The organism is Allostella sp. (assembly GCF_041913585.1).
Lineage (GTDB): Bacteria > Pseudomonadota > Alphaproteobacteria > ATCC43930 > Allostellaceae > Allostella.
Genome location: NZ_JAYSFE010000249.1, coordinates 1 through 2,744, shown reverse-complemented (window position 1 = coordinate 2,744; position 2,744 = coordinate 1). Strand labels below are relative to the sequence as shown.

Here is a 2,744-nt window from a genome sequence, read left to right as displayed (position 1 = left end):
CCGTCTGGGCCTTGATGGTGATGCCGCGCTCGCGCTCGATGTCCATCGAGTCGAGGATCTGCTCGCGCATCTCCCGTGCCTCGAGGGCGCCGCACATTTGGATCAGCCGGTCGGCGAGCGTCGACTTCCCGTGATCGATATGGGCGATGATCGAGAAGTTGCGGATGTGGCGAAGGTCGGTCATTCGGCCGGAACATAGGGGGGCCGTTCCGGGGGCGCAACTGCGGGCGGCCGATCTCGGGTGGCCCGCTTGACCGCCCGCGCCGGCGATCCAGTTTTCCGCGCCATGACGGAAATCCGGACGATCCTGCTGGCGCTCGCCGCCCTTGCGACCCTCCTCGCCGCGTCGGCCGCCCGCGCCTCGCCGGACGCCGCCTGGGCCGCGCTTGCCGACGGCAGCGGCATCGCCCTCGTCCGCCACGCCACGGCGCCCGGCGCCGGCGACCCGCCCGGGTTCCGCCTCGACGACTGCACCACCCAGCGCAACCTGTCGGACGCCGGGCGGGCCGAGGCGCGGCGCCTGGGGGCGGCCTTCCGCCAGCGCGGCATCGCCGTCGGGCGGGTCCTCTCCAGCCGCTGGTGCCGTAGCCTGGAGACGGCACGCCTCGCCTTCGGCGATGCCGTCGCGCCCGAGCCCGCGCTCGATTCCTTCTTCGCCGACCGCAGTGCCGGGGACGCGCGCACGGCCGCCGCGCGCCGCCTGATCGCCGGCCGGTCGCCCGGCCGGCCCCTCGTCATGGTCACCCATCACGTCAACATCATCGCCCTCGCCGGGATCGCGCCGCAGTCGGGCGAGATGATCGTCGTTCGCCCCGACGGCGATCGTCTCGCCGTCGTCGGCCGGGTCCCGCCGGCGGCGCTCGACGGCGCGTCCTAGAGGGCTGCGGCGTCCGCCGGCGCCTCCGCGGCGCCGGGACGCGGCGGCCAGGTCAGCCACATCCGCCGCCAGACCCCGTCCGTGCCGGGAATCCGCATCGGCGTGTGCTTGGTGTGGTCGCAGACATGGACGATCCCGAGCGGGTCGTTGGGCGGCAGCGGGTCGCGCAGCGTCCGCGAGGCCGGGTCCCAGGAGGGCAGCGCCATGTGGCAGAGCCAGTTGCAGCGCGTCGGCAGCGGCAGGAACGGCAGGCGCTCCAGGTGGACGACGCGGTTGAGCGCGAGCTGGTCGAGCAGGAAGACGGGGAAGCCGTGGGCACGCAGCCGGCGGTAGCCCTCCTCGACGAGCCGGCGCCAGCACTCCCAGTGCGGGGCGTCGCTGCTGAGGGCCAGTGTCCCGGCGTTGATGGTGGGCCGCGTCTCGAGCGCGTCGGCCACGTCCGTTCCCGCCACCGCCGTCGTCCAGCGCCGGATGCGCTCCCAATAGGGCCGTCCGGCGCGCAGCTCGGCATAGGACCGGTCCATCTCCATCACCGCCGCGAGCCGTCCCCGCTCGGCGACGCGGAAATGGAGCTCGACCGCGTCCGGCGTCTGCACCCAGAGGTCGGCGTCGAGCCACAGGATGGTGTCGTAGCCGGGGAAGAGCGCCGGCAGGCGCGGGCGGGAGACGAGAATCTTGAGGCTTCGCTGCTGGCGGGCGAGGTGGTCGGCGAGACGGAAGTCGAAGCCCCACTCGGCCGGCACGACGATCGCGCCGCGCCGGGCGAGCCAAGCCCGCTGGTCCTGGGCGAGGCCGCCGTCGAGAACCCCGAAATGCGCCCGTTCCAGCAGCCGCAGCCGCCGCAGCGAGAGGAAGAGGCCGCGCAGCAGCCCGAAATAGGGCGCGTCGGCACCCGAGACGACGAGGCGCCGTCCGCCCGGCGCCGCTCCGTTCATGGCGACGCCCGGCCGCGGCGGCCCGGGGCGCCTCAGGACGCGAGGTTGCGCTGGAGCGCGCCCGCCAGCCGGCGCGAGAAGGCGGCGGGATCGGCCGGCGGCTCGCCCTCCAGGATGCGCGCCTGGTCGAGGAGCAGGTGCGCGACCTCGCCGACCTCCTCCGCGGCGCCGGCCTGGCCCGCCCGCACCGCCAGCCCCTGGATCAGCGGGTGGTCGGGATTGACCTCGAGGATGCGGCGCGAGGCGGCGTCGAGCTGCCGGGCGGCGCGCAGCATGCGTTCCAGGTGCATGTCGATGTCGCCGTCGTCGGCGACGAGGCAGACCGGGCTGTCGGTCAGGCGCTCGGACGCGCGCACGTCCTTGACGGCGTCGCCCAGCGCCAGGCGGAACATGGTGAGGAGCCCGTCGATCGGCTTGCGGCCCTCGGCGTCGGGTTTGGCCGCGCCCTCCGGCGCCTCGATCTTGGCGAGGTCGGCGCCGCCGCGGGTGACGGAACGGAAGGGCTTGCCGTCGTGCCGGCCGACGCTGGAGGTCCAGAACTCGTCGATCGGGTCGGTCAGCAGCAGCACCTCGACGCCCTTGGCGCGGAAGCCTTCGATCTGCGGGCTCTTCGCCAGCTGGTCGACGTCGTCGCCGTGGATCGTGTAGATCGCCTCCTGCCCGGGCCGCATCCGGCCGACATAGTCGGCGATCGAGACGAGCCCCTCCGCCGCCGTCGAGCGGAAGCGGGCGAGGCCCAGCAGCCCCTCGCGATGCTCGGCGTCCTCGTAGAGGCCCTCCTTCACGACGGCGCCGAAATTCTCCCAGAAGGTCGCGTACTCGCCGGGCGCGTCCGACGCCTTGCGGCCGAGCTCGGTCAGGATGCGCTTGACCAGCGCCTGGCGGATGCGCCGCAGCACCGGGTTCGTCTGCAGCATCTCGCGGCTGACGTT

At 73.9% G+C, this 2,744-nt stretch carries 3 protein-coding genes and 1 pseudogene; 1 reads left to right on the top strand and 3 read right to left on the bottom strand.

Features of this window, described 5'->3' with window-relative positions; translation table 11 throughout:
* Positions 1 to 184, bottom strand: a 184-nt coding sequence (locus ACE3Q3_RS23795; protein WP_374450249.1) for a GTP-binding protein, incomplete at its 3' end; no start/stop codon positions are given.
* A gap of 102 nt (positions 185 to 286) precedes the next feature.
* Here ACE3Q3_RS23795 and ACE3Q3_RS23790 point away from each other — a divergent pair.
* Positions 287 to 877 carry a histidine phosphatase family protein gene (locus ACE3Q3_RS23790; protein WP_374450248.1) on the top strand — a complete coding sequence of 197 codons (591 nt, stop codon included), beginning with the start codon at positions 287 to 289 and terminating at the stop codon, positions 875 to 877.
* Here the strand turns inward: ACE3Q3_RS23790 and ACE3Q3_RS23785 are convergent.
* Positions 874 to 1,812, bottom strand: a complete 939-nt coding sequence (locus ACE3Q3_RS23785; protein ID WP_374450246.1) for a hypothetical protein — start codon at positions 1,810 to 1,812, stop codon at positions 874 to 876. The genes ACE3Q3_RS23790 and ACE3Q3_RS23785 overlap by 4 nt on opposite strands.
* A gap of 32 nt (positions 1,813 to 1,844) precedes the next feature.
* Positions 1,845 to 2,744: pseudogene (locus tag ACE3Q3_RS23780) on the bottom strand (molecular chaperone HtpG); the annotation flags it as partial.